Annotated in this window: 25 protein-coding genes; 2 read left to right on the top strand and 23 right to left on the bottom strand. The window is 36.6% G+C overall.

Features of this window, described 5'->3' with window-relative positions; all coding sequences use genetic code 11:
* Positions 1–78: 78 nt before the first annotated feature.
* From CUN60_RS04005 to CUN60_RS03995, 3 genes are all read right to left on the bottom strand, one after another.
* A complete protein-coding gene (locus CUN60_RS04005; RefSeq protein ID WP_102950786.1) occupies positions 79–1,059 on the bottom strand; it encodes an FUSC family protein in 981 nt (326 codons plus the stop codon).
* Complete coding sequence (locus tag CUN60_RS04000; RefSeq protein WP_102950785.1) at positions 1,052–1,624, bottom strand: cysteine hydrolase family protein; 573 nt, start codon at positions 1,622–1,624, stop codon at positions 1,052–1,054. The genes CUN60_RS04005 and CUN60_RS04000 overlap by 8 nt, the downstream gene beginning before the upstream one ends.
* Before the next feature lie 117 nt (positions 1,625–1,741).
* Positions 1,742–2,251, bottom strand: coding sequence for a TetR/AcrR family transcriptional regulator (locus CUN60_RS03995; RefSeq protein ID WP_102950784.1), 510 nt, complete (start codon positions 2,249–2,251; stop codon positions 1,742–1,744).
* Between the two features lie 402 nt (positions 2,252–2,653).
* Here CUN60_RS03995 and CUN60_RS03990 point away from each other — a divergent pair, with 402 nt between their 5' ends.
* Positions 2,654–2,917 carry a hypothetical protein gene (locus CUN60_RS03990; RefSeq protein WP_102950783.1) on the top strand — a complete coding sequence of 88 codons (264 nt, stop codon included), beginning with the start codon at positions 2,654–2,656 and terminating at the stop codon, positions 2,915–2,917.
* Between the two features lie 32 nt (positions 2,918–2,949).
* Here the strand turns inward: CUN60_RS03990 and truB are convergent, their stop codons facing one another.
* From truB to CUN60_RS03955, 7 genes are all read right to left on the bottom strand, one after another.
* Positions 2,950–3,879: a tRNA pseudouridine(55) synthase TruB gene (truB, locus tag CUN60_RS03985; protein WP_245866369.1), complete on the bottom strand. Its 930-nt coding sequence runs from the start codon at positions 3,877–3,879 to the stop codon at positions 2,950–2,952.
* Positions 3,833–4,225, bottom strand: coding sequence for a 30S ribosome-binding factor RbfA (gene rbfA / locus CUN60_RS03980; protein ID WP_102950781.1), 393 nt, complete (start codon positions 4,223–4,225; stop codon positions 3,833–3,835). Before rbfA ends, truB begins: the two co-directional genes overlap by 47 nt.
* An 8-nt stretch (positions 4,226–4,233) precedes the next feature.
* Positions 4,234–6,774 carry a translation initiation factor IF-2 gene (infB, locus tag CUN60_RS03975; protein WP_102950780.1) on the bottom strand — a complete coding sequence of 847 codons (2,541 nt, stop codon included), beginning with the start codon at positions 6,772–6,774 and terminating at the stop codon, positions 4,234–4,236.
* Positions 6,775–6,785: 11 nt separating this feature from the next.
* A complete protein-coding gene (gene nusA / locus CUN60_RS03970; protein WP_102950779.1) occupies positions 6,786–8,282 on the bottom strand; it encodes a transcription termination factor NusA in 1,497 nt (498 codons plus the stop codon).
* Positions 8,283–8,291: 9 nt separating this feature from the next.
* Positions 8,292–8,729 carry a ribosome maturation factor RimP gene (rimP, locus tag CUN60_RS03965; protein ID WP_102950778.1) on the bottom strand — a complete coding sequence of 146 codons (438 nt, stop codon included), beginning with the start codon at positions 8,727–8,729 and terminating at the stop codon, positions 8,292–8,294.
* Between the two features lie 212 nt (positions 8,730–8,941).
* Positions 8,942–10,054: a hypothetical protein gene (locus CUN60_RS03960; RefSeq protein WP_102950777.1), complete on the bottom strand. Its 1,113-nt coding sequence runs from the start codon at positions 10,052–10,054 to the stop codon at positions 8,942–8,944.
* A gap of 222 nt (positions 10,055–10,276) precedes the next feature.
* Positions 10,277–11,467, bottom strand: a complete 1,191-nt coding sequence (locus CUN60_RS03955) for a hypothetical protein (RefSeq protein ID WP_102950776.1) — start codon at positions 11,465–11,467, stop codon at positions 10,277–10,279.
* Positions 11,468–11,725: 258 nt separating this feature from the next.
* Here CUN60_RS03955 and CUN60_RS03950 point away from each other — a divergent pair, with 258 nt between their 5' ends.
* Complete coding sequence (locus tag CUN60_RS03950) at positions 11,726–12,469, top strand: helix-turn-helix transcriptional regulator (RefSeq protein WP_102950775.1); 744 nt, start codon at positions 11,726–11,728, stop codon at positions 12,467–12,469.
* Here the strand turns inward: CUN60_RS03950 and CUN60_RS03945 are convergent.
* The 13 genes from CUN60_RS03945 to CUN60_RS03885 all read right to left on the bottom strand — a co-directional run bounded on the left by CUN60_RS03945 (position 12,453) and on the right by CUN60_RS03885 (position 24,583).
* Positions 12,453–13,385, bottom strand: a complete 933-nt coding sequence (locus CUN60_RS03945) for a LysR family transcriptional regulator (RefSeq protein WP_102950774.1) — start codon at positions 13,383–13,385, stop codon at positions 12,453–12,455. The two genes, CUN60_RS03950 and CUN60_RS03945, sit on opposite strands and share 17 nt — an antisense overlap.
* Positions 13,386–13,469: 84 nt before the next feature.
* Positions 13,470–14,204 carry a 3-oxoacyl-ACP reductase FabG gene (gene fabG / locus CUN60_RS03940; protein ID WP_102950773.1) on the bottom strand — a complete coding sequence of 245 codons (735 nt, stop codon included), beginning with the start codon at positions 14,202–14,204 and terminating at the stop codon, positions 13,470–13,472.
* Between the two features lie 23 nt (positions 14,205–14,227).
* Complete coding sequence (gene fabD, locus CUN60_RS03935; protein WP_102950772.1) at positions 14,228–15,169, bottom strand: ACP S-malonyltransferase; 942 nt, start codon at positions 15,167–15,169, stop codon at positions 14,228–14,230.
* Between the two features lie 56 nt (positions 15,170–15,225).
* Entirely contained in the window at positions 15,226–16,185 is a 960-nt protein-coding gene (locus CUN60_RS03930) for a beta-ketoacyl-ACP synthase III (RefSeq protein ID WP_102950771.1), read from the bottom strand.
* A gap of 133 nt (positions 16,186–16,318) precedes the next feature.
* Positions 16,319–17,377, bottom strand: coding sequence for a phosphate acyltransferase PlsX (plsX, locus tag CUN60_RS03925; RefSeq protein WP_102950770.1), 1,059 nt, complete (start codon positions 17,375–17,377; stop codon positions 16,319–16,321).
* A 17-nt stretch (positions 17,378–17,394) separates the two neighbouring features.
* The gene (rpmF, locus tag CUN60_RS03920; RefSeq protein ID WP_102950769.1) at positions 17,395–17,574 is read right to left on the bottom strand and encodes a 50S ribosomal protein L32; all 180 of its coding nucleotides are present in this window, start codon (positions 17,572–17,574) and stop codon (positions 17,395–17,397) included.
* Between the two features lie 11 nt (positions 17,575–17,585).
* The gene (locus CUN60_RS03915; RefSeq protein ID WP_102950768.1) at positions 17,586–18,056 is read right to left on the bottom strand and encodes a YceD family protein; all 471 of its coding nucleotides are present in this window, start codon (positions 18,054–18,056) and stop codon (positions 17,586–17,588) included.
* A 278-nt stretch (positions 18,057–18,334) separates the two neighbouring features.
* Complete coding sequence (trhO, locus tag CUN60_RS03910) at positions 18,335–19,438, bottom strand: oxygen-dependent tRNA uridine(34) hydroxylase TrhO (RefSeq protein ID WP_102950767.1); 1,104 nt, start codon at positions 19,436–19,438, stop codon at positions 18,335–18,337.
* A 171-nt stretch (positions 19,439–19,609) separates the two neighbouring features.
* Complete coding sequence (locus CUN60_RS03905; RefSeq protein WP_222593295.1) at positions 19,610–20,128, bottom strand: GNAT family N-acetyltransferase; 519 nt, start codon at positions 20,126–20,128, stop codon at positions 19,610–19,612.
* 27 nt (positions 20,129–20,155) lie between these two features.
* Positions 20,156–21,289: a chromate efflux transporter gene (gene chrA / locus CUN60_RS03900; RefSeq protein WP_102950766.1), complete on the bottom strand. Its 1,134-nt coding sequence runs from the start codon at positions 21,287–21,289 to the stop codon at positions 20,156–20,158.
* Positions 21,282–22,670 (bottom strand): class II fumarate hydratase, encoded by a 1,389-nt coding sequence (gene fumC, locus CUN60_RS03895; RefSeq protein ID WP_222593294.1) that lies wholly within the window; start codon positions 22,668–22,670, stop codon positions 21,282–21,284. Before fumC ends, chrA begins: the two co-directional genes overlap by 8 nt.
* A 27-nt stretch (positions 22,671–22,697) precedes the next feature.
* Positions 22,698–23,354 (bottom strand): L,D-transpeptidase family protein, encoded by a 657-nt coding sequence (locus tag CUN60_RS03890; RefSeq protein ID WP_102950764.1) that lies wholly within the window; start codon positions 23,352–23,354, stop codon positions 22,698–22,700.
* 2 nt (positions 23,355–23,356) lie between these two features.
* Positions 23,357–24,583 carry a murein hydrolase activator EnvC family protein gene (locus CUN60_RS03885; protein WP_102950763.1) on the bottom strand — a complete coding sequence of 409 codons (1,227 nt, stop codon included), beginning with the start codon at positions 24,581–24,583 and terminating at the stop codon, positions 23,357–23,359.
* Positions 24,584–24,585 lie beyond the last annotated feature (2 nt).

Below are 24,585 nucleotides of genomic sequence, written 5' to 3'. Positions count from 1 at the left end.
GCCTAAGGGTAGTAGGCAAGGAGCGAGACAACACTCTAGGAGCTTCAAACGGTTTGAGTATATGAAAGGAATTAATCATTAGATAACTGTGTCTTTATCCTTTCTTATTTTAAGCCAGAATTTAATCAAAAGATATGCTGAAATGATGCCAATTAACCCTCCAATTATCACATCGCCAATCCGATAAAGTGCTACCTCAAACGAATGGTTGGCAGCATAGACAACCGCACAAAAGGAGCGTAATAAATATCCCGGGAAATAATCTTTAAACATTTTCAGACTAAGACAAACCAGTATAAAGCAGCTATAGGTTATCCAAAGAGAAATTGGCAATAAACTACCGACTATCAGCCCACAGCTAACTCCGATTAGCCCAGCAATCGCGCGCTGTCTAAATTTCAATAACGCACTTTCAAACTCTGGATATGTAACACTTAATGCTGACCAAATCACCCACTCTGGCTCATGCAAATGAAATATTTGCCAAGCAAGAACTGCTAATAATGTTGGGATCACATACTTGAAATTAAAGATAAAATTTGGATTGTTGGGTGGGATAAACTGTAAATTAATTTTAGTTACTGGATGCTTTAATGGCAAAAGTAGTACCAAGCCAGCGCTAGCCGTAGCTAGGAACATAATTTCAAGAAGTTGATAAAAACTTAGTGGATATTCCCCTAGCTTAACAGCACCATAAACACAGCCAATGATAACCCAGCTCGAAAGTACTCGTAATTCACTATCCATATTATCAATAATCCCTGCAATTAATGCAAGAATTAACGTAGCAAATAAAAACCATTCCCAAGCACTTAGTAAGATAAGATGTAAGAAATAAGCAACTAGACACACGAGCAATGAGTTTAAGAGAACAAATTTTGGACTATTATGACTTGCCGTATATGGGATAACTCCACATACAGCAAGAAATGAAGCGGTTAGCCACATTAGTTGACCAGTAAGAATGCTTACAATAATACCGGGAATTACCGCCGTTAGCATCATCAAAAACCAGCGGTAATTTATCTTCCAGCCAAAATTAAATACGCTACTAGCCATTTTTTATTACTGACTCACTATCAATAACATTTGCCATATACGTTAGCATTTCAAGAGAAGCTTCATGCCGATGCGGATGACTACTAGCACAACAATCACCGATCACATTTACAACATAGCCTCTATCATGAGCATCACGAGTTGCTGATTGAATTGCTACCTCGGTAGAAACTCCAGTCAAGTATATTTCTTCGACACTATTAATCCGTAAGACATGATCAAGATTAGTACCATAAAATGGATTTACTACATTTTTACAAATAATTGGCTCAGCTAGATCATAATTGAGATCCGCTATAATCTCGGTTCCCCAAGTCCCTAGCTGAAGCTTTTTATACTCGACTGCTTTGGAGAAAATCGGCGATTTGGCATTTGCTTCTAGGTAGTTTTTGCTAAAGCCAACGATAATCCAGACTACTAGCCAGTCAGACTTACGCGCATGCTCAAGGAGTTTATTTAATTTATTAAATGCATCATTAGCGGCAAGCATTGGATAATTACCAAATGCACCATCTTTATGACAGATTTCATTAATATAATCGATTAAAATTAGTGCTTTTTTCATATTATTTTCCTTCATGAGTTGTTAATAAATGTAATTTGATTAGCCCTTGAATACTTTTTACAATACTTTCCGGTATTATATTTTGATCTTCAAAAAGTTTTAGTTTATCTGGATTCTTTACGAGCTTAGTCCAAATGGTTGCACCACGAACCAGATCCAATATCTGACAAGCCAAAATATAACAATTATCTTCGTTATAATTATTTTCTCTGGCAAAAGCCCCAAGAAATCGGACAATGTCTTAGTTATTCCGGTATGATTACCAAAAAACATCTCAAAGAGCTCAGGAAATTCATTTATCTCCGCAATCAATATCCGATACAGATTCACAATTGCATCAGTATTATAATAGTCATATGCCTGCTGGCTATAATCTCGCACACTAAAATATAAGTCATCCAAATTCTTTGCTGCTTTAGACTTAAATATCGGTGCTTTTATCTGATGTAATTCCTGATAATAAGTAAGGCTTGCCACAAATAACTCATTTTTATTTTTAAAATGAGCATAAACCGTTGCCTTAGATACCAGAGACTCTCTAGTCACTTGATCCATACTTACCCTACCATACCCTTCTTGCATAAAGAGTTTGGTTGCTGATTCCAAAATTTTTTGCTTTTTTGCCATCTTACACCAACTAAACTAAACCGTATAGTTCAATATTTTATCAGAGAACCGTGACAAATGTCAATAACATTAATAGAACTCCATACAAAATAGCCAAACTAATTGAAGAGTCAGCTATAAATGATTTAGCGCATTAGCTAGCAACAAGCTGATTTATGGTAAAAATAGAAGAGATAAAATTTAGAGAAATGGAATAAAATAAGCCAGAGATTCTGGCTTATTTTATAGAGGCAAAGCAAATTATGCATGAAGCATAACGCATGATTCTAGCATCGAATAGAATGATTATGCTACCGTCCAAAATGGATGGTATTATCTATTACTCAATAATACGTTAATATTTACGGATTATTTTATGGTTGTGTTAAAATAATTTGCTATGTTTTTTTAAAAGGATCTAACATGCGTAAATTACTAATCATTCTTATGGCTTTACCTGCATTGTCTTTTGCATCTTCTCTAGATATGAGCACTTTGAAATGTAAAAACATGAGTATTACTAATACTACAACTCTAAAAGAAGTACAGGATAATTGTCTGATTAAAGATCAGAAAAACCACAAAGGAATGTATGAAGTAGAATTCACAAACACTACTACTGGAAAAAAAGTAAAATGTGATTTTGCTAAAAATGATCCAACTGCAGTTGTTAACGGCTGTCGTTAATCAAATTAAAAAACAGGCTAAATGCCTGTTTTTTAATTTATAATCATCTGTTGTATCATTCGTTTAGGTTTTAATTGCAAGCGTCCGTTATCTTCTATAATATCTGCAACCCCAAGAAATTTTGATTGATAGTAAAGTCGATATTTGCCCAAATCTAATTGCTCATTAATCTCACAAACGTTACCATGCCCAACTTTAATATACTGCGCATCATTGATCTGGTACGAGTTTAAATCTGGCAAAATTGAGTCTATCGGTAACAACGGTAAATTGCTAATATCTTCAGCTACTTTTTCAATAGTAATCGCAGTATTAATAGAAAATTGATTAGTCCGAGTTCGTCTAAGCGCGATAAGCGAAGCTCCACAGCCAAGAAAATTACCAATATCTTCAGCCAAGGTACGGATATATGTTCCTTTACTTACTAAAGCACGAAACTCGAGCTGTTGCTTAATTGAATCATAATTAATCAATTCCAACTCATAAATGCTAACTTTTCTTGACTGGCGTTCAATAGTAATACCTGCCCGCGCGTATTCGTAAAGCGGTTGCCCATTATGCTTTAACGCAGAATACATCGGTGGAATCTGATGAATCTCTCCAGTAAATTTGCCTAATGCTAACTGAATTAACTCCAGACTTACATTGACACTATTTCTAGCAATAATTTTGCCTTCTGCATCACCAGTATTGGTAACTACACCCAACTGCATTGTAGCGTAATATTCCTTATCACCATCAAGCAGATAAGAAGCAAACTTAGTCGCCTCACCAAGGCATACTGGTAATAAACCTGTTGCCATAGGATCTAGGGTTCCAGTATGACCTACTTTGGTTGCATTAAGCAAATATTTAACCTTATTGATTGCCTGATTGCTGGATATTCCTAATGGTTTATCCAACAACAAAATACCATCAATCTGGTTTCTGATCTTCCGGCTCATCGTCTTCGGTAAACTCACTACTAACTTGACTAATCAGGCTTAAAATTCTTGAACCACGTTCAAGCGACTTATCATACACAAATTTAAGCTGCGGCACGGTATAAGTTGTCAAACCTTTTGATAATTCTGAACGAATAAATCCCTTCGCCTTTTCCAAAGCTTTAGCAGCATTATCAACCTCATTGCTATCCATTACCGTATAGTAAATTGTTGCCAATGAGTAATCATTAGTAACTTCAACATCATTTACAGTAACCCAAGACACACGAGGATCTTTTACCCGACTTCGTAAAATCTGCATAATATCCTTATGGATCTGATCCGCCATCCGCCCTGAGCGCGGATTAGTTTTCTTTGTAACCATCTAAACTATTACTCCAAGGTACGCTGAACTTCTGAGATTTCATAAGCTTCAACAATATCACCCTCTTTAAGATCATTGAAATCTTTTAGCGATAAACCACATTCATAGCCAGATTTAACTTCTTTAACGTCATCTTTGAAGCGTTTCAAACCACTTAGTTCACCACTATGGATAACCATACTATCACGAATAATCCGTACTTTAGAATTGCGACGGATAATACCATCCAGAACCATACAACCACCAATTACCAGCTTACCAAAGCTAAACACCTGACGGATCTGAACGTTTCCGGTAATAGTCTCACGTTCTTCTGGCGATAATAATCCAGATAATGCAGCTTTAACATCATCAATAACTTCATAGATAATATTATAATAGCGAATTTCGATATTATTAGCTTCCGCTTGTTTTTTGGCATTATTATCGGCACGAGTATTAAACCCAACCACAATCGCACTTGAAGCAATCGCCAAGTTAATATCCGACTCATTAATTCCACCAACCGCAGCATGAACTACCTGAACCTGAACTTCTTCATTTGATAAACGTTGTAAGGAATGGGTTAATGCTTCATATGATCCCTGTACATCTGATTTGATAATAATATTAAGAGATTTAATTTCACCAGCACCAACAGAAAACAAGTTATCAAGTTTAGCGGCTTGCTGTTTCATTAGACGTTCCTGACGTGATTTTTCTTCACGGAAAGACGCTATCTCACGAGCTTTACGCTCATCTTTTACTACGATTAGATCATCACCTGCATTAGGTACTTCAGTTAGACCCAAAATCTCAACAGGAATAGATGGACCAGCTTCATCAACAGGTTTACCACGTTCATCAAGCATCGCACGTACACGTCCATAACTAGTACCAGCAAGGACAATGTCACCTTTACGTAAAGCACCCGATTGCACTAGAACTGTTACTACTGAACCACGTCCTTTATCTAGCCTTGATTCGATAACAACTGCTTTAGCAGGAGTATCATAAGTTGCTTTTAATTCTAGTACTTCAGCTTGTAGTAGCACAGCTTGAATCAAATCATCAATTCCTGCACCAGTTTTTGCTGATACCGGAACGCACATCACATCACCACCCCAATCTTCGGCAACTAGCTCATAGGTGGTTAATTCTTGTTTTACTTTATCTGGATTAGCTTCTGGCTTATCCATCTTATTCATTGCAACTACGATTGGAACACCCGCAGCTTTTGAGTGATTGATCGCTTCAATTGTCTGTGGCATAATCCCGTCATCTGCCGCAACCACCAAAATTACTATATCGGTAAGTTGTGCACCACGAGCACGCAAAGCCGTAAATGCTTCATGCCCAGGGGTATCAAGGAATGTCACCATTCCATTTTCTGTTTCTACATGATAAGCACCGATATGCTGAGTAATCCCACCAGCTTCACCTGCGGCAACTTTAGCTTTACGAATGTAATCAAGTAATGAAGTTTTACCATGATCCACGTGCCCCATTACCGTTACGACTGGTGCTCTTGGTTTAAGATCAGAGTCATCATGAGAAACAACTTCATCCAAGAAGCTTTCTGGGTCATTAACCGCGGCAGCAACAGGAGTATGCCCCATTTCTTCGACCACCAGCATTGCCGTATCCTGATCAATTGACTGGTTAATCGTTACCATCATGCCCATTTTCATTAAGCGTTTGACAACTTCAGCTGCTTTTACTGACATCTTATGTGCCAGATCGGCAACTGTTATTGCTTCAGGGATGGCTATTTCAAGTGTTTGTGGCTTCACTGGCTTCTGGAACTCCTGTACTTTCAAGGCTTTAGCTGGAGCTTTCACCTTATGCTCTGATTTTTTAGCTACCTGATGAGTAGCAGGAATAACTTCAATATCTTCCTCTATCTCTACCTTAATATCATCAAATGCCTCATCAAGAACCCCATCTTCCAAGCTAGAGTCTTCCTTACCAATAACTTTCATTTTATTTGGTTTCTTAACTACCTTACCAGGTTGTAGTTTGGCACCTTTTTTATCTTCAACATCATCAAGTTCCGCACCTTTATCTTTTTTCACTGCAGGTCTTGATAATTTTGCTGATGCCTCCTCAACTACTACACCTTGTTCTTCAACAATAATAGCATCATTAATAGTAGTATCAGGTACTACTGCCGCAACTTGTGGTTCCACGTTATCAACAGGAGTGGTTTCTTCAGCTAGCGTAGTAGGAACTTCACGAACTTCAGTTTTCTGATGTGTTGGCTCAATTATTTCTTCATTATTTACATTTTTGTGAATAATTTTTTTCCGCTTTATCTCAACCTTAATTTTGCCACCAGGATTAGCGTCTTCCTCTATAGCCGTTGCATCAGTAGTAGCTTCTTTCTTTTTGCCTAGTGATAGTTTTTTAGGTTTTGCGCTACTTGCACCGCTAAGATATTCTAAAAGTTTGGTTTTATCTTCAGCAGAGACCTCATCATCAATTGATTTGTCAATTCCGGCCTGTTTAAACTTACTTAAAAGCTCAGACTGGGAAATATTTAATTCAAGAGCAAATTCTTTTATAGTCATATATTATCTCCTTACTCTTGAAAGTAACCACATACTTCACGAGCTTTTAAAATTAATTTATTAGCTGTTTCAATGTCAACACTGATAACATCCATCAACTCATCACCGGATAAATCAGCAAAATCATCAATACTTAAAATGCCACTTTCTACTAACTGCAATAAAACATCTTGCGAAAACTTTACAACCGCTGCCAACTCATGTGCAAGCTTATCCATTTTATCCTTATAAATAATTGTTTTGGATAAAAGTTTATTTTTTGCTCGCTCCTGAAGTTCACTAGCTACATCTTCATCAAAATCCTCAATTACAAGTAATTCGGCAACATCGACATAAGCAACCTCTTCAAGCGATGTAAAGCCATTATCAACCAGCAACTCAGAAATGTCATCATCAACATCCAAAGCCTCACTAAATGATTTAATCAAATCAGTACGTTCGTGAGATTTTTTATCTTTGGCTTCAGTTTTACCATAGATATTAATGGTACAATTAATCAACTTGCTAGCAAGTCTTACATTTACTCCATCTGGACCAATTGCCGAACCAAGCTTATCATCTTCAACTACAACATCAATTGTCCGTTTTTCTTCATCAACAGTAATACTATCGATTTCTGCCGGAGCTAATGCATTAAGGGCAAACTGAGCTAAATCATCAGCATATTCGATAATATCGACTTTTTCACCAAATAACTCCTTAGTTACTCCATCAATACGTTGATTTCTAAACCCAATACAAGCACCCTTAGCATCAATCCGTTGGTCTGTGGTAAACACAGCAATCTTGGCACGATTGCCAGGATCACGTGCAATGGCTTTAATCTCAACGCGACCATTCATGATCTCTGGCACATTGTTTTCCATAAGTTTAGCCAAAAAACCTTCACTGGTACGTGAAATGCTTAAACGCCCATTTTTAATTTGCGGATTGGCTTTATCAAAATAACCTTTTGTCATATCTCCTGGTTTTAGTACTTCTTTATCAATTAAATCTGGACGCATGATAATTGCTTCAACTTTACCACAATCAACAATAACATTACCACGCTCAAATTTACGAACTTTTCCAATAATAATTCCATTATTGCGGGATAAATATTCATTTAAAACCTGATCCCGTTCAGCATCTTTGATCTTCTGGGCAATAATATTCCGTGCCGTTTGTGCTGAAACACGTCCTAAATCAACATTTTCTAATTCCTCTTCAATCACATCACCAATATTGGTATCTTCACCAAAACGTTTTGGATCAGAACGGACATCAGACAGAGAAAGCTCTTTATCATCATCATAAAAATCAATATCTGAAACTACATTCCATTTACGAATAGTTCTATATTTACCAGTATTACGATCAATAATTACATCAATTTCAGGAAATTCACCATCAAAACTACGTTTAGTTGCAAATGCCAATGCTTTTTCCAGACTTTGAAATACAATTTCTTTGTCCAGATTTTTTTCTTTGGCCAAAACATCAACTAGCATCAATACTTCTTTACTCATGGCTACCTCCTATTTCTTTTTTGGTTCAAAAATTAAGCGCCCACGATTTATATCGTCAAAAGCGACTTTAAATATTTGTTTATCAGTAAGTTCAAGGCTTATTATTTCACCCTCAACTCCAACAATTCTACCCTCAAAAACTTTCTGATTATTAATTAATTCATGAGTTTTAATTTTGGCAAGCCTGCCATTAAAGCGGATATAATCATTTAGTTTTTTTAGTGGACGCTCAAGCCCGGGAGAAGAAATTTCAAGTCGGTTATAATCGATTTCTTCAACAACTAGTACTCGACTAAGATGATTGGAAACATCGGCACAATCTTCAACGGTGACCCCACCCTCTTTATCAATAAATACCCGGACTATTTTGGCTGGTGTAATTTCAACATCAACCAGCTCATAACCCAACCCCGGAACGGTTTGCTCAAGAATCTGTAGTAACTTCATTTTTCTTACTCAACAAAAAAGTGAGCCTAAAAAGGCTCACTATAATATTTTACTACAGAGATTATAGCACAATTCATCACCCAGCGTCCATAGCAAAACATAATATTTTAATAGCGTTGTCGATTATTCCAACATGCTTTGTTAAATACCATTTAAGCATAATTAGCAACCGATTACTTTAGCAATACTCCAACACCTTGTGCATCATAATTTCAATAGGCATTGCTATTTGAGACATATACTGTCGCATATGTAGGTGATTCCTGAGCAATTGCCATTAAGGTACCATTACTTTGCACTGATAAGCTAACTATACCAACAGAACCATTTTGGACCCAACCTAATGGCGCAACCTGATTATTTGAGTTAACATTTAAAGCATTCCCAAATTTAACTGGGCAAGCATTTTTCTTATACTGTCCATTGTTACACGCATAATTAGTTGCAGAATAAATATTAAATAGATTAGTCCCAACATAAATATTTCCATCGCTAAATGTCACTGCAGTTACAAACTCGTTAACATTTGGAAGAGTATACTGATACTGAGCTGGTACCGGATTCATCGTACCAGGATTACTCTCAACTGTATAATATGTAACTGTATTACCAGTTGTAACCACAGGATTATAAGTTACAGGACCCCATGTACCAAGATTATAATAATAGAATGATGTAGTGTAGTTATAGTTTGCTGGATTATTTACATATAATCCTGATTCAAATGTTGGGATCAAAGCAGTTTGCGCCACTAATGCCATTGCTCCTTGGTTACCAGAGTTACAACTGCCATTAGCAATACAACCAATTGCCATTACAGGACCAATAGCCCCGGCAATTTGTGAAACTTGCTTGCCAGCTGGATTATTAAGTAAGCCAACATAACCTGTATTTGTACCATAAAAAATTGAGCCATTTGATGTAGCAGGCGATACAGCTGAAATAAAGCCATAAGAAGAATCTATGCTACCTACAGCACCACCATTAGCATTATAAATAGTGTCAGATTGTGCTGGCACATAATAAACAGTTCCATTACTTCCTGAGATTACCACGATATTTGAAGTGCCATTTACTGTGGCTGTATTATTACCTGTCACTTGGTAGAAGCCACCATTTGTAGCAACATAAGCACTGCTACCATTACTTCCAAAAGAGGTATAAACCTGATTTGAAGGTGATTTTACAGTAGATTGCAATGTATAATTATCTGATGTTGGAGGCGTTGGTGATGGAGCTGGTGAGCTGCTTCCCCCACCACCATTACATGCGGCAAGACCAATTGATGTTATTAATGCGATTAAAAGATAATTTGTTTTTTTCATAACTCCCCTTCATACAGATTAAATAAGCAATTATAGCACGGCATCATATTGCATCGCAATATAAGACAACACTAAAGTAAATGTAGCATAAATTTTACAACAGAAAGACTAAAAGCGGGAATAAAATAAGATAAAACACCGTCAGACAACTGAAAGCAAGATATTTTACGATTTACACCTCACAGTATGGAACTGCGAGGTGTACTTAAATTTAAAAATTAATTAGTTAAACATTCTTAAAGCACCAGAATTTTTATCCGCAACCACCATTGAAGTAGCTTTAGCAGAGGAAATTACAAATAACTGATAAACTTGCTCAGGTGATAAAACGCCATTAGTTTTCTTCGAAATTTCACCAAAATCTATCATTCTACTCAAGTAAACATTATTCGCTTTATTTTTTTCATACAGTTTGTAATCGCACACATCATAATCACGTGAAGTATCTTCCAACTTTTTCCCTGTTAAACTAACATAAGTAATATTTAAGGCATCACCAATGATATTATTTTTGTCAGCACCAAATATATTAAGTGCAGAACGGACTTTTGAGCCTGGCTGAGAAGCAAGTAGTAATGATTTTAACTTAGGATTATCACCCATTGAATTATTAAAACCATCTCTGAAGTTATCCATTGCTGCCTCACAAGTTGAGTTATTAATATTAGTATCAATAACCCTTCTAACATCAGACTTCGTATCAGCTTTCTGTGCTACAACAAACTCACTCACTCGGTTAGTAAACTGATCCTCAGAAAAATATGTTGCATTTGCCAGAAAAACATTTGCCACACTTGAAACAGCACCAACAGTAGCGGCATAAACTTGTGCTTTTTTATCCAAATCTTTACTAGTATTTGCTTCATGAGAAACTATACAATCTGCAACTTTTGTAGAATTAACAACTGTTTTTATCCATTTGAAAAGCCCTTTGCCTTTTTGTACTTCACTATTCTCATAAGTACACAAGAATAGATTTGCCTCGCGGTTTACCACAAAATAACCACCTTGATTATTGCCACTATCACTAAATAACTCCATACGGGTATTTTGATATTGTTCAATTTCTGATTTTGCCAGTGCTAGATTTTGAGCAACTTCACTCCTACTTGCCCCAGGTTTAATGTTAAGGATAGCCTGATTAGCCTTCATCAAGTGCGGGAAAGATTTAGCCTCATAAGCATTAAGAAATGAAACCATAGTGCTTGAATTACCATTACCTTTAGCAGTATAAACCAATTGACGGTTAAATTCATTATAGGAACTATTTTGTGCAGCTTGAGCATTATTTACTTGTGAAACATCGCTTGACACATTATTCATGAAATTTGTAAATGCCGTTGTAGTCGGAGCAGCAAATACAGCACCAGAAAGTGTCGCAACCAATGTACCAATAATCATTTTTAATTTCATTTTTAATTCCTTCTACAATATGTTTTACTTATATGGAGCTTTTTTATACTAAAATTTTGTTCATATTACGAACTTGATAAAGCTCATGTTTTTTCTTTTGAGATCGATATTATATGATTTTAGCATTCAAATTTTTGTCCCACGGTGAGACACTTTAGACCCTTCCTGCAAATATGCAAGCACTGCCTGTTAAATTTCGCATTTACAAATGATAAAATTATATTTATAATTACTATATGAAATTAGGGGACAGAGACAATGATTAGTTCACTTGAGCAAATAGTAGATACATATAATTATACTTATTCTGATTCATTTATCCAGATTTGCGATAATGATTTTTATTTTCAGTTTTCTGGCAAAAAGGCCTTAGCTTACATGGAAACAACAAGAAATGAAGCTGATAACAGGAGGCTATCTGAAATTAGCTCGCCAATACAACATCTTGCTACAGAATATCGAAAAATAAATGAACCAGTTTTAACAGGAAAAGCTAAGGAAAGTATTTACACCACATACGTAAAAACCAAACAATCTCTAGTCATTGCCCAAAGCCATGTAAAACCTATTGTTATAAAAGATAAAATAGCAGGACTTTTCATAGATAATTCAATTACAAATAATATTCTTAACTTTGATTTTAGCCTCCTTGGTAATAATTTTGCTGAAAACTCGGCAACCATTACCAAAATGGACAAATCAAACAAGGAGCATCAGGAACTATTTACAGAAATTGAAGAATTAATAGTATTTTTGATTGTAATTGGCAAGGTGGATAAAGAAATTGCTGATTTATTGCAAACAGCAGGTGTTTTTCTATCAAGAGCGGGAGTATCAAAACTTATCGCGCGTAAAATATTCCCAAAGCTAAATACGGATACTAGAAATCAATTCATCAGTCAAGTATTCTATCGGGGACTAATTAAAGGTCTTCCAGCTATCTTACTTAATAATCAGGACTTATTTAATCTAACATTTAAAGGTTTTATGAGTCATAACTAGGCTTAAATAATTTAAACAACCTCTCAATAAACTCTGCCAACAGATTTATTGCCTTTGACTGACGATATGGATGTTTTAGTAAATACATTGAAATAGGCTCTATTTCATAATCAGGTAGCACATGGATTAAATGATCTGGAATACCCCTACCTGTGTAATCCCAAACTCCGGCAATTACTTCATTTGATTTAATCAATTCCATATTATTAATTGCACTATTTGTTGTAATATTATTTGGCATTTCCAACATTACCACTTCATCAGTATTTTTATTTTTGAATTTCACCGTTCTATAAACTTCAAAACTATCTGTTATCAAGCCAACACAAAGATGATGAGGTAATTCATTTATAGTCTCAGGCACTCCATATTTTTCTTTATACTCTTTGGTACAAAGCAAATGAATAGGAAAACTTGCAATTTTCTTAAACTTCTGATTAGGATGTTTATGGGTAATATATGGCACCAATGCCAAATCAATATTATCTTTGGCTAATTCAGGTTCTTTATTCTGATAACATAGGTTAAGTTTAATCCCCGGATTCTTACGAATAAATTCAGGAATATACTTAGAGATAAGACTTATCCCCAACCCTGGAGGTAATGAAAATAGCACCTCCCCTGAAACTATCATATCATCAACGGAATTATTTACAAGAAGTTGCAATTTGTCAAAGCTAAATTCACCACCAGCCAGTAAATCAAAAACTAGCTTCCCTTTCATGGTTAAACTAAACGAATTATTACTAACTTCGACTAACTTTACTTTCAATGAATCCTCAAGTGCTATTATCCTACGGCTAACAGTAGTACTATTTACTGAGAAAAATTTTGCCGCCAATGAGTAGGAACCTATTTCAGCCGCTTTATAAAAAAAATATAAATCATCAAAAGAAAATCTGCTATTTTTTGTCATAACAATATTACTCACATCAAATACAAAAATCTGCCTTAAATAAGGCAGATTTCAAAATTTTAACATCAATAACAATGATTAGAATTAAACGTACATCCCACCATTTACATGAATTGTTGAGCCAGTTACATAACCAGCATCATCACTTGCTAGGTATTTGACAGCATTGGCAATATCTTCTGGTTGTCCCAAACGACCTAATGGAATAGCTTTAATATATGCAGCCTTAACATCTTCCGATAATTTATCAGTCATATCAGTTTGAATAAATCCTGGTGCTACACAGTTAGCGGTAATATTACGACTACCAAATTCTTTAGCTAATGATTTCGTCATAGCAATCATACCACCCTTAGCAGCAGAATAATTCAGCTGACCAGGATTACCCATGAAGCCAATAACTGATGCAATATTGATAATCCGTCCAAACTGTGCCTTAGTCATACCACGAATAGTAGCTTTTACTAGCAGAAATACAGATTTAAGATTAGTATCAAGTACCGCATCCCAATCTTCTTCTTTCATACGCAATAAAAGTGTGTCTTTAGTAATTCCAGCATTATTCACAAGTATAGTTACATCGCCTTCATTTTCAGCAATATTCTTGACAACTGAATCAATGCTTTCTTTATCATTAACATTTAGTGCAATACCTCTGCCACCAAACTCTTTTAGATAATCGGTTATTGCTGCTGCACCAGCATCAGAAGTAGCAGTACCAATTACGGTAATACCTGATCTTGCCAAAGTAAGTGCAATCGATTTACCAATTCCTCTACTTGCTCCAGTTACCAATGCTACTTTTTTGATATCACTCATTCTTGAACCTTATAAAAAATGTATTATGCCAATGCCGCAACCAGATTTTCAATAGACTCTCGATTATTTAAATTAAATAACTGAGCCGACTCATGAATCCGTTTATTCAAACCTGATAACACTTTACCCGGACCACATTCAACAATTAATGAAACTTCATTTACAGCAAGAGTCTGGACACTCTTAGTCCATAAAACTGGAGAATAAAGCTGTTTTAATAGATTAGCTTTTATTGTTGATACGTTATCAGCAATACTAGCATCAACATTTTGTACCACCGGAATTTTTGGCTGATTAAATCTAACTTGCTCAAATTCAAGAGCTAACTTTTCAGCAGCAGGCTTCATCAAATCACAATGCGATGGCACTGAAACAGGCAAAGGCATAACTTTACGCGCTCCTTTAGCCTTCAAAACTTCGCTAGCTTTTTCAACTGCATTTTTGCTACCCGCAATTACAACTTGTCCCTGTGAATTAAAATTAACACCCTGAACGACACCAGCACCACTTGACATAACCTCATTACAAGCCTCAATAACCTGCTGATCATCTAAACCCAAAACAGCAGCCATAGCACCCTCACCCGGTTTAACAGCGTCTTGCATATATTCAGCGCGCTTACGCACTAATTTAAGTGCATCAGAAAAGGAAAGTACACCACTAGCGACCAAGGCAGAATATTCACCAAGACTATGACCTGCTACAAAATCCGGATGCTTACCATTTGAAGATTCAAGCCAAGCAAGATAAGTTGCATAGCTTGCTGCCAATAATAATGGCTGAGTATTAATTGTTTGATTAATATTTTCAGGAGACTCTTCCTGCAACATAGCAAGAAAATCTAGCCCGAGAATCTCTTTAGCTTCTTTGAAAGCATCTTTTACTACAGAATACTCAAGTAAGCCATCCATCATTTTTAAGGCTTGCGATCCCTGCCCGGGAAAAACAAAAGCAAATTTAGCCATTTTATTCCTTGTCTGTAAATACTATAAATAACAATTTATTATTAATCTTTAATACTTTAAAATCTAGCAATAACTGCACCCCAAGTAAATCCGGCACCAATACCTTCAAAAAGAAGGTTATCACCACGTTTGATTCGACCATCGCGAACAGCCTCATCTAAAGCTAGCGGAATTGATGCGGCTGAAGTATTTCCATGCCGATCAACTGTAACCACAACCTTATTTATTGGTGTAGCTAACATTTTTGCTGTAGCCTCAATTATCCGTAAATTAGCCTGATGCGGTATCATCCAGTTAATTTCATTAGAAGTCATGCCAACTTTTGCCAAGAGCTCCTTGGCAATTGCGGTTAAGGATTTTACAGCAAACTTAAATACAGCCTGTCCATCCATATATATATATGGACTGCCTTTGATCTGACCATTGTACAGATGCCCACTACTTGTCAAAATAGATCCATAGGAGCCATCTGCTTTTAATTCCGCGCCAAGGATACCAACTTCATCACTGGCTTCAAGAATAACTGCACCAGCCCCATCGCCAAAGAGAATGCAGGTTCCACGATCAGTATAATCAACTATTCTTGAAAGACTGTCTGCTCCAACAACTAAAATACGTTTTGCCAAACCTGCTTTGATATAGCTATCAGCAGTGGCAAGTGCATAAATAAAGCCGCTACAAGCTGCCTGCATGTCATAGGCACCGCCACCCTTAATACCAAGCTTATGCTGCAAAATACAAGCTGTAGAAGGAAAAACTGAATCAGGTGTAGCCGTCGCAACCAGAATAAAATCAATTGAGGAAGGATCAATCTCTGCCATCTCAATAGCCTTCAATGCGGCCTGATACGCCATATCACTGGTATTTTCATTTTCACTAATAGTGCGCCGCTCTTTTATACCTGTGCGCTCAACAATCCATTCATCATTTGTATCAACCATCTTTGCTAGATCGTTATTAGTAAGAACTTTTGCTGGAAGGTAACTGCCTGTTGCAATTATTTTAGAATATTTCATATTTGCCGAATAAACCTTTTAACTGGTCATGGATGTGCATAAATAACCCTCCAAGATTATACCCTATTTTGCGAGACAGATGGCACATGATGCAAGAATGTAGAATAAAAAAACTGCCATACTTATGGCAGTTTTATAAACTACTGAGATCCTTGAATTCAAGCAATTCTTCGTCTTTCTCAAGCATCCCTTTATTCTGTTCAAGGTACTCACGCAAGAGACCAATAACACCAACCTCAACCTCATGATGAGCCTGTTTCAAGGCATAATAAAACCCATCAACATCAGCTCCACCATGGCTTTTAATAACTAACCCATTTAAGCCAAGTAACACGGCACCGTTATATTTACTAGGATCAACTCGTTTTTTTATCCGCTTTAATACGGGTAAAGAAGCCAAAGCAATCAGCTTGGAAAAAATATTACGCGAGAACTCTTCTTTTAATGAGAAAGCAATCATTTTTGCTATCCCCTCTGCAGTTTTCAATGAAACATTGCCTGTGAATCCATCGGTAACTACAACATCTACGATACCTTTGAAGATATCATTACCTTCAACATTGCCATAAAAATTAAGGTTACTATTTTTAAGTAATTCAGCAGCTTTTTTAACTGTCTCATTACCTTTAATGTCTTCACTACCAATATTCAAAATACCTACAGTTGGAGTAGACTTGCCGACTACACCGCGCATTAATTGAGCACCCATAACACCAAACTGTAATAAATGCTCCGGGGTACACTCAACATTGGCACCTAAATCCAACATGCAGGTTTCACCCTTCATGGTTGGCATTAATTTAGCAATTGCCGGACGGTCAATTCCATCCATAGTACGTAGTACATATCTAGCAGTAGCCATTAAAGCACCAGTATTACCAGCAGATACAACCCCATGCGCTTTACCAGTTTGCACTTGATTGATTGCAACACGCATAGATGAATCTTTTTTACTCCGCATCGCACTTTGTGGTGCCTCATCCATCCCCACAACTTGGGTAGTATGGATCACCTCAATCCTATCGCTATACTGAGACAATCTGTCGCCAACCTGCGAATAGATAGCATCACGATCACCGACCAGAATCAGCTTAAGATCAAAGCTTTCGGACAAAAAACGTAAACAGGCGGGAATAGTGATATTTACACCATGATCCCCGCCCATTGCATCTACTGAAAGTATTATCGCCACGTCAATGACTTTCTAAATTATTCGCCTTTAGTTTTGATGACTTTTTTACCACGATACACACCATTTGGACTAATATGATGTCTCAAATGTACTTCACCAGTTGTTGCTTCAATAGCAGTAGCTGGGGCAGTAATAAAATCATGCGAACGATGCATTCCACGTTTTGATGGAGATTTTTTATTTTGTTGAACAGCCATTTCTATAACCTCTAGATAATTTTTTTTAAAACTTCAAACGGATTTTCTGCTTTATCAGCATAACTCATCCCGACACATGTTTCATGCTTGGTTGCATAAGGAAGTAGCATAATAATCTCATCCTCGACCAGCTGCATGATATCAAACTCCTCTTCAGCCACAACACCATCTTCAACACCCGATCCAGAATCAGCAAATAATGCAGCATCCAGATCTTCCTCAGAGAAAAATACTGTTATCCTGGAGGTATTGTCTATAGCTACATCCATTGGCTGTAGGCAATTTTGACATAAGGTATGTATTGTACCACAAACTCGTAAACTAAGTGTAGGCCTATTTAGCTTATCAACAAACCCGACCAATTCATAATCAATTTCACCAGCATAATCATCAATTTCCTGTACACGGGATAATTTCTTTAGGTCTAAAACTCCTTTTTGCTGCTGATTACTTCTGGCAAATTTAACATTATTTATATACATTTTTTCATCCAGGTCTAAATTAATACTTACTATCTCACAATAGTTGCTTGGCAAGACTTTTTATTTATTCTCATTGAATTTAAACAGTTAACTTTAATACTTGAATCTTAATACAGCACAAGGCAAGAATGCAAGCTGTTTTTCTTCACTAAAAATTGTTTTACGAATAACCACACTCAATCAGACTCGAAACACAACTAGGCGGCAAACGCCACTGCCTACAATTAGTAAGCAAAAAGCTTGGCAAACCTAGGATGATGAGTCTGTTTGAGTATAGATTATTTTTCATCACCTAAAGCCGGCTTAGGCTTCAAAAGCCCTTTTGACTTATTAAATACTTTTGCGCCATTACTCTTACCCTTACGCAATAACTTACGCTCTTCATCGGGAAGGTGAATAACTTCCTGACAGTCAGTACTGCAACAACCCTCATAGTCTTTTGCACACTCTTCACATTGAATGAATAGCAAGTGACAACCATCGTTAGCACAATTCACGTGAGTATCTGCGGGCTTTCCACACTGATGACATTTAGCAATAATTTCATCACCAATCTTCTCGCCAAGCCTGCCATCAAATACAAAATTTTTACCAAGGAATTTATTTGGAAGTCCAGCTTCTTTAACTGTATTTGCATATTTTATGATACCACCTTCAAGGTGATATACATTATTGAACCCCTTATGTTTCATCCAAGCACTGGCTTTTTCACAACGGATACCACCAGTACAATACATGATAATATTCTTGTCTTTTTTATCCTGCATCATCTCAACAGCCATGGGTAGCTGTTCACGAAATGTTTCACTAGGAACTTCAAGAGCATTTTCAAAATGTCCCACTTCGTATTCATAGTGGTTACGCATATCTATAACTATGGTATCTGGATCATCAGTCATTTTATTAAATTCTTCAGCATTCAAATATTTACCACGATTAGACATGTCGAATGCTGGATCATCAATTCCATCCGCAACAATCTTCTCTCTTACCTTGATTTTCAAAATCCAAAATGACTGCCCATCATCTACAGCAGTATTTAACCTAATCCCATTTAACTCCGGAATCGAATATAGATAGTCACGAAGCTCAATAAAACTTGTTTCTGGTACACTTATCTGAGCATTAATTCCCTCATGTGCCAGATAAACCCGCCCGAACACTTTAAGGTTACTTAGCTGAATAAACATTTCATCACGAAAGGTTTTGGGTTCTGCGATATGAAAATACTGATAGAATGAAACCGTAATTCTCCTTACCGTTTCTTTAGCTAATAAAGCCTTGGCCTCCTCATTTGTGAGTTGGTTGTATAGCTTCTTTGGCTTGATTTTTTTATGGGTTTTAAGTGGAAATGATAAATCAGTATTATTGATGTCATTCATGTTTATATACCTTTACTTGCAATGTAAGATGTTATAAACCAATAACTTCTGTATTGGGTCAAATAAGGCGGAATTATACCAAATCACTGCTAACAAAAATAGATTTTTATAAAAAGGCTAGCCTCCAGATCTAGAAACCAACTTAAAATCTTCCAATCTATCATAAAAACACTAAATAGAAGCCTCCAGCACCATCAAATTAACCTTTGGTTTTTTTGCTTCGATTTCAATTTGCCGTTCGTAAATAAAACCTATTTTCTCAAGGAGCTTGACCGAACGAAGATTATCTGGATTAACAATTGCCAATAATCTTGTTAACCCAAGACTAACTCTAGCAAAATCAGCAACAGCTCTTGCTGCCTCAATTCCATAGCCACAGCCGTAGTATTCTGGCAAAAAAGCAAACCCTATGTCTAATGTATCAAGGATATCGCGCTTTAATAAACCACACATCCCAATTAATTGCCCTGTGTCCAGACTCTCAACAGCATAAAGACCAAAGCCATGATTTTCATACATAGCCAGTGGACCAAATTTCAAGTATTTAATCGCATCGTTAATGGTATGAATATTACGACCACCTATATATTTGATCCAGTCAGGCTGATTTACTAACTTCACAATAAATTTAGCATCCGAAAGAATAAATCTTCTGATCTTCAATCTTTCAGTAATGACAATTGGCTTCATCAGGAACTTTTTCCACAAAACATAAAGCTAAATAAGTGCACTTATTACTCCAAGTACCCCACAAATGGGAATTAACGCCCAAATTGGAATAAGTTTTTTTCTAACGATAAATAGAACAATTAAAATTAGTACCACATCTAAAACATCACGAATGGCAGAAATACCAAGCTTTAGTGTAGCACTAGCAATACCACCGATTACCGCAGGAAATGCCCACATTGTAAAAATTTTAAGATATGGTGAACTTGTTAATTTCTTCCAAAATAAAGGTATTAATACTAGTGCATTAAACATAGGTGGAATATAAAATCCGACTAAAGACACAAGTAACCCAGGAATACCCGCAACCACAAAGCCAAAGAATACAATACTTATCGTTGTTGGTCCAGGTGTAATTTGCCCAAGAGTTATGCCATCAAGAAATTGTTTATCATTTAACCAATGCATCGAAGTTACCAAGTCAGCGTGTAATAGTGGAATAATTGCTAGTCCAGTACCGAATGAAAATTCTCCAGCCTTAATACAAATCCATAACAACTGTAGCAATTTCGAATAAAGAATCTCAGACTTTGGTATTGAGGCGGCAACAGGTAATGAAGCAGCAAAAATTGCCGGAAATTTTGATAAATCTTTTCCAAGAGTACTATAACATAGAAGTCCTCCAACCCCAAAAGCTATAATTGCTAATGGTTCAATACCTGGATGAAGATAAATAAGTAGAGTACAAACCGAAACAATTACCCAAGCAGTTATATTTTTCACATAGAGACTAATCAGATCCCATAAAGTACATAAGATAATAGCCAAGGTAGCATCCTGCATAAATCTGAATACATCCTTCACCAATGGAGAACTGGTATTCAAATTATGAGTATAAAGGGAACCAAGAATAATTATCATAATAAGTGCAGGCAATAAAAACCCAACACCTGCCAGAAAACCACCTAAACGGCGCCCTCGTTGAAAGCCACAGCAAATAGCTACTTGAACAGCAAGCGGCCCGGGCAATAATTTACATACAGCAAAAATTTCAGTAAAGCTCTCTACGGATAGCCATTTTTTATTATGACAAATTTCTCGCTCGATCAAAGCGACTAAAGCAATAGGTCCACCAAAACCAACCAGACCGATCCTAAGAAACACCAAAAATATTTCAAGCATGTGTCATCTCTAGTGGATTTACCCACTTAGAATATTCATCCTCAGTTACATAGCCTAATTTGATAGCTGAATCTTTAAGACTTAATCCTTCCTTATGCGCTTTTTTAGCAATTGCAGCAGCTTTATCATAACCAATATAACGATTAAGAGCTGTTACTAACATCAGATTTTTAGCAAGGTTTGCCTCAATTACCGGGTAATGCGGCTCAATTCCTACCGCACAATGCTCATTAAATGCAAGACAAGTATCAGATAGTAGTTGAATACTCTCAAGTACATTATGTACCATCACTGGTTTATAAACATTTAATTGAAAATTACCCTGACTACCAGCAAATGCAACTGCTGCATCATTACCATAAACCTGAACGCAAACCATAGTCATCGCTTCACATTGGGTCGGGTTCACTTTACCCGGCATTATTGACGAACCAGGCTCATTTTCTGGAATCAAAATTTCACCAATTCCGCAACGTGGACCACTAGCAAGCCAACGCACATCATTTGCCATTTTCATTAAGGCACCAGCTAAGGTTCGTAATGAAGCAGATACATTAACTAAGGCATCATGTGCAGATAAGGCAAAAAACTTATTTGCTGCCGAGTTAAATTCAATTCCGGTTTCCTGAGTGATATATTTAGCAGCCAGATCACCAAATTGCGGATGCGCATTTAATCCTGTACCAACTGCTGTCCCGCCGATTGCCAATTCAGTCGTCTGCTTGGCACTTATTTTGATATTTTCAAGCGCAGAGTCAATTTGTGCAACCCAAGCACTGATTTCCTGCCCAAGCGTGATTGGCGTTGCATCCTGTAAATGAGTCCGTCCAACCTTAACTAACTCACTATATTGCTGACTTTTTGTTGCTAGAGTATCGCGTAAAATTTGAACGGCAGGGATAAGTTTATGTAACACTTCTTCACTAACCGCAATATACATAGCTGTTGGAAAAGTATCGTTAGAAGATTGACCGCGATTAACATGATCATTTGGATGAACCGGGTTTTTACTCCCCAAAGTACCACCAGCCAATTCTATTGCGCGGTTTGAAATAACCTCATTAGCATTCATATTTGATTGCGTCCCAGAACCTGTCTGAAATACTACCAAAGGAAAATGTTCATCTAACTTACCAGCTATCACTTCATCAGCAGCTGTAACTATCAAATTAGCTAGCTGTTTATCCAATTCACCAAGTTCAGCATTTGCTTTTGCCGCAGATTTCTTAAGAATACCTAAAGCGCGGATAATTGGGCGAGTAAATTTAAAACGCTCGACACCAATTGGAAAATTATGTCTAGAACGTTCAGTTTGCGCCCCCCAGTATTTATCATCAGCAACAGAAATTTCACCCATTGAATCCGTCTCTCTACGCATCATCTTCCCCTAGAAAATAGATTTATCAATTTATTCTTCAATAAATATTGAAGGATTTTTCTCTACCTGAAGCCATCTTATAATTTTTAATAACTTTTGTTCAGGCATTGCAATACAGCCAGATGTCGGCTCATCCGGATAATTCCAGTTATGCACAAAAATTGCGCTTCCTTTACCCTTTATTATCGGATTCATATTGTATTCAATGACAATCCCATATTTATAGTAACGCTTCATTGGTTCATAGCTTTTTGACGTAGTTTCGCCACTAACCCAACTATTGTAATCATCGTTATCAGCATCATCAATAAATTTATCCTGATCAGTTAGCACACGATAAGGAAAATTAACATTCTGCGGTTTTATTCCAAATCCAGTTCCAAGAAGAAAAACCCCAGCTGGTGTTTTCAAGTCCCCTTCAACCTTAGTACCTTCTTTTGCTAAACCATTTTTGCCAATTGCTACTTTAGTTCTAAGGTTTAAGCTTTCATGCCAAGCATTATCCTTCCAACTACAAGCATATAGATAAAATTTACTTTCTGATTTTTTAACTATCAGTAACTGCTTAGTTTTAGCTGAAATTTCTCTATTTTGGTAAATATCATTACAAACAGATGGTTGATCAGCATAACTGTTACCCATAGCAAAAATAGACAAAATGCAAAAAATTAAGCGGATATATATCATTATTAATCAAAAAGCTTACTTGGATTAACCGGCGTCCCTAGATGCCTCAACTCAAAGTAAACCCCACCCATCGGCTGATTACTCGAGTTACCACTAGTCGCTATCGTTTGTCCGGCACTAACCCTTGAACCTTTAGCAACTTTTGCTAAAATCCCACTATAAACTGAAGTATAATTATCTCCATTATCAATAACAATAATTTGCCCAAACCCAGGAAGTTCACCACTAAATAAAACACTACCGCCAGAAATAGAGTAAATCGGAGTATTTTCTTTTGTTGCCAATAATATTCCGTTATTACGCACGCTATCACGCTTTTGCCCAAAACCAACCAAAATTTTCCCTTCCACAGGTTTGGCTAGCTTCCTTTGCATAAACGGTGAATTATCTTCAAAGCTATTATCAGGCTTAGATTGGGTAACTTTCGAGCTAGTGTTAGCAGTAGTGGTATTTTGTTGGTTAGCTTTCTTAGCTGCCAATGCCGCTTGCTGTTTTTGGCGTTTCTCAGCTTCAGCCAATTGCTTTAAAAGCTTATTTAGCTGAACTTGACGCTGTTTAAGGTGTGATAATTGCGCTTTTTCCTTAGCAATTTGTTTTGCAACGCTACTTGCTTGCGCTAATTTAGCATTTTTATCAACTACCAATTGCTGATGCATATCTTTAGTATCACCCAATTTATCATCAAGCCGTTTCACTTCTGCCAAAAGACTTTGATTTAAACTACGCAACTTCAGCAATTTATCATTGAGCTTAATATAACGCTCCTGCTCCAGTTTTAATAATTCAACTAGGTAAATTTTTTTTCGTTCGGAGTCAAGACTAGCATTACCCATTAAAATACTTGACTCCTGAAACTGCAACTCCCTAATTTGCTGGTAAATCTGAGTCATTGAATACTTGACATACTCCTCCGCCCGCGCAGTTTGCGATTCAATCTGAGGAATAGACACTTGTAATTGCCGCAGTTGCGCAACATCCGCATCCCTTTCTGCCTTTAACTTCCTCAATAGAGATTCAGCACTACTAATTGCCTCCTGAGAAGTCTTAATCGCTGAATCCAAAGCCTGTTTTTTTTTCTGCTTGGAATCAAGATCCTGATTTAACGAATTAATCTGCTGGTTTAATGTATTTAAATTACTAGTAACACTGCTACTTTGGGTATTATCTGCAAATGCATGACCAACAACTACGAACACTAACAGAAAGCGCACAAAAACAGAGAACTTCATTC

It is taken from the genome of Aquella oligotrophica, assembly GCF_002892535.1.
Taxonomy (GTDB): domain Bacteria; phylum Pseudomonadota; class Gammaproteobacteria; order Burkholderiales; family UBA11063; genus Aquella; species Aquella oligotrophica.
This window is presented reverse-complemented; position numbering and strand designations above follow the sequence as displayed.